3 protein-coding genes are annotated in these 3672 nt (G+C 31.2%); all 3 read right to left on the bottom strand.

Annotation, left to right across the window (positions count from 1 at the left end; genetic code table 11):
• Positions 1-243: 243 nt before the first annotated feature.
• Positions 244-750 (bottom strand): acyltransferase, encoded by a 507-nt coding sequence (locus ACKI67_RS03760; protein WP_407462050.1) that lies wholly within the window; start codon positions 748-750, stop codon positions 244-246.
• 118 nt (positions 751-868) lie between these two features.
• Positions 869-2680 carry a hypothetical protein gene (locus tag ACKI67_RS03755; RefSeq protein WP_407462049.1) on the bottom strand — a complete coding sequence of 604 codons (1812 nt, stop codon included), beginning with the start codon at positions 2678-2680 and terminating at the stop codon, positions 869-871.
• Positions 2681-2957: 277 nt separating this feature from the next.
• Positions 2958-3672 (bottom strand): glycosyltransferase (locus ACKI67_RS03750; RefSeq protein WP_407462048.1); only part of this gene is annotated, 715 nt, incomplete at its 5' end.

Genomic DNA, 3672 nt, shown 5'->3' with positions numbered 1-3672 from the left:
GGAGTAATTGTATACTTTGCAATCATCTTCATTTTAAAAGCAGTAACAATGAAAGAAATAGCAATCTTTAAGGATTTGATTGATTAAATTGAAGCTAGAATTAATTAAATTAAATGAAATTTTTTTGTGAAAAATCACTATTATGCAAATGTGAAAAATAGATAAATAGAAAAAATTTTTCTAAGTGTAAACATAAAAACTAAAAATTCTTAGAAAAGCGAAAATATAATAATAGTCAATTATTTAATGAAACTTTCCTTCTTTTTTTAACTCTTCATAATGATCCTTATCTCTTGAAGAAAAGACATTTGCAGGGTGTCCGCCAGCAATTGCACATTTAGGAATATCCTTCACTACAACACTGCCTGCCTGAATGATGGCACCTTCACCAATTCTAACACCTGGAAGTACAATAACACGATTTCCCAACCATACATTGTCTTCAATAACCACATCTTTGGAAATCACTGTATCATCATAAGGAATAGCTTCCCCTTCATAGTTATGGCTGTCAGTGATAATCATACATTCAATTCCAGAGTGGAAATTATCTCCAATGACTACATTGGCTGTTCCTTGAATTTTCATCCCATTGAAGTTGACATTATTTCCAAGGCTTGTTTTAGAAGTGACATAAGAATAGTTATTTACAGTTAAGTCATTTCCACATGATTTGCAGACTCTTTTTACCCTAAAAGTATAATACTTTCTTTTAATGGACTTGACTGCATTGAAAATTTTAGAAATCATATTACCACACTAAATGAAATTTACTCAAATAAACTGAAATTAAATGAAATAAATTAATCTAATATCCAAAATATAAAATTTATAAAAAATGAAAATAAAAAAAGTAAAAATTAAATTATTATAATACAGAACAATCTGCAGAATAATAAGATAATAATCTTGCTATTTTAGCAACGGTTAATTCATCAATTCTTTTTTGACCACGAATCATCTTATTGAACAATTCATCAATGAACAAGTCTTCATTGGTAAGGATTACATTCAAAATAGCTAAATCATCATTTACAAATCCAATAAGAGGTTCGATGTAAATTCCACTAAATCCTTTGCTGTCAAGGAAAATAGCTAAATCTTCATTTAATTCCAAAGCTTTACGTTTGATTTGACTATTGTCAACAAAATGAATCTCTTCATTTCCAAACTCAAATCTTGTTTGATCATCTTTTTGACCTGCTTGAAGTTCCAAAGTATTTTTCTTATCCATATAATTTTGGATTGAAGCGGAATCGCTTACCATTGCATCAGTTTCACTTTCTGATTTGACTTTATTCTTATAATCCTTGGAATCATATCTTTTGGACAAGATTGTGAAAACACCAGTTGGTCCAACAACTACATGGTTAATGATATCCTTGGATTGTGGCGGTTGAACCGCATAGAATACATAGAAATCATTAGGAAGAGCAAGCAATCTTTCACGGATAATTCTTCCACGAGCAATGTAATTATTGAAAGCGTATCTCTTGTAAAGACCGAAACTTAATATAAGAACACCAAGAGCTATACCTACCAATGCATACCATATTTTGCTGACAAAGAAGTAGTAAGCTGCAGATACGACTAATGCAAATGCACCAAGCAATATATAAACATCCGCATATGTTTTCTTAGGTTCATAAGCCCTGTTTTGAGCTTTCATCAATTCAACAGTTTCTTTAGTGACTAAAGCATCATCCTCACTTGCAGTCAAGTTTCCACGTTTAACGCTTTCTTCGCCTCTTTTGATTAAACGTTTTACGGAACTTCCCTTATAGAATTCCTTATCCATTGACCTTATGTAATCATCCTTAAGGGAATCGCTTAAAGCCATATAATATTTGTAACGAGCAAGCTTGAATGCCTCATATTCTTCAGGGCTGTCAAAGACCATTTCATTTTGAACTCTTGCAAATAATTTTTGGTCTTCTTCAGATAACTCCTGTCTGCTTAATGAAACTGGAGATTCCGGCATTTCATCTTCAGGAATGTCTGTAACTTCAACAAGTTTTTCTTCCTGAACTTCCTCATATTCCTCTTCAGGAGCATAAGCAAAGCCTGTGGCAATATCTCTTGAAGTTTCCATATATCTTTTTTCAGCATGAATAGGAATAATCTCATCAGGTTCTCCAAGTGTAGAGTCATAGATGGAACCATATGAAATCACTTCATCATCAGTTTCGTAGGTGTCTTCAAGAACATACTCCTCTTCATCATAGGAATAGTCTTCACTAGCACCAAGTTCTGCATGAATAGGAATAATCTCATCTACATCAGAATCAGAATAATTTGCTTCGGCATGAATAGGAATAATCTCATCGATTTCGGTTTCAGTGCGTGGGTTGTCTATAAAAACAGTAGAAGTGTCTTCAGTTGATGCTGAACCCATATTGGAAACATAATCCAAAGATCCGCCACAACTATCACATTCAAATTCGTTTATATCATCATTTTCACTTAATTGATATTTTAATCCGCAATTTACACAATAGACCATTACAGAATCAGAATAATTCTGCGGATTAAAATCAGAGGAAACTTGTTCTTCGCTTGTTGAGAAGCTTGTCAATTCCTCTAGATTTCCAGAACAAACAGAACATTCGAATGCATTGATATCATCTGCGTCATCAAGCTGATATTTTGCACCACAGTTCTGACACACTACCACTTTCATCTTATCCCTACTCACGTTTATTTGTAATCCATTTTTATCAAAAATACTAAAAGATTTATAGATTACTCTAATAAATTAATACTGATATTATATTTATAATTTATTATTTTTAAACATTATGATTAAATTAAATTTTTAGTGAGATTTTTTGAATTTTGATTAAGAAAAATAGGTAAAAATTGTTTAAAAATATTATAATGAAAAGAAAATAATATTTGAAAAATAGATTTGAACAAATATATGAAAAATCAGAAATAATGAAAAAATTTATGAATAATTATAAATATTTATCATAAATATCCAAAATTTGTTTATTAATTATGTCCCAATTATATCTCTCTTTGATGAGTCTTTTTCCATTATCACCATAAGTCTTGGACAAATCCTCATCAAACAATAGTTTTTCAATAGCTTCCCTCAATGAATCCTTTTCATCATCACAAGCAAGACCACAATTTCCATCAACCCAATCATGAATATGATTGTTTTTAGTCAAGACCAATGGCTTGGAACATGCCATAGCTTCCAATCCGCTAGTTGTAAATGATTCATATTTTGAAGGCATTACAAATAAATCACAATCAACCAATGCCTCTTGCTTTTCTTCCTTATACAATGGTCCAGTAATTAATACATTTTCTTCAAAAGAAGAATTATTGATTTTCTCTTCCAACTCAGCTAAATATCCATCATCAGGACCAACAATAGCTAATTTTATGTTTTTATTTTCATTCAAACCAATCAGATCATTGAATGAATCAACCAACAAATCAAGTCCTTTGATTTCATGAATTCTGCCTACAAAAAGAATTAGCTTATCATCATCAGAAATATTGAATTTAGATCTGAATCTGCCATAATCTGGGAGATTTTCATACTCTTCAAGATTGATTCCAAGGGGAACAATCTCGATCTTTTCCTCATCAACACCCATCTTCAAGTATTGTTCCTTTTCAACTTCAGTCAGTGCAAATACACATGCTGCATTATGA

This window comes from Methanobrevibacter sp., assembly GCF_045577275.1.
Classification (GTDB): domain Archaea; phylum Methanobacteriota; class Methanobacteria; order Methanobacteriales; family Methanobacteriaceae; genus Methanobrevibacter.
This window is presented reverse-complemented; position numbering and strand designations above follow the sequence as displayed.

Bases quoted from the DNA above. Each gene is read 5' to 3' on its own strand.
- ACKI67_RS03760 (WP_407462050.1), bottom strand. From the start codon at position 750: ATGATTTCTAAAATTTTCAATGCAGTCAAGTCCATTAAAAGAAAGTAT.
- ACKI67_RS03755 (WP_407462049.1), bottom strand. From the start codon at position 2,680: ATGAAAGTGGTAGTGTGTCAGAACTGTGGTGCAAAATATCAGCTTGAT.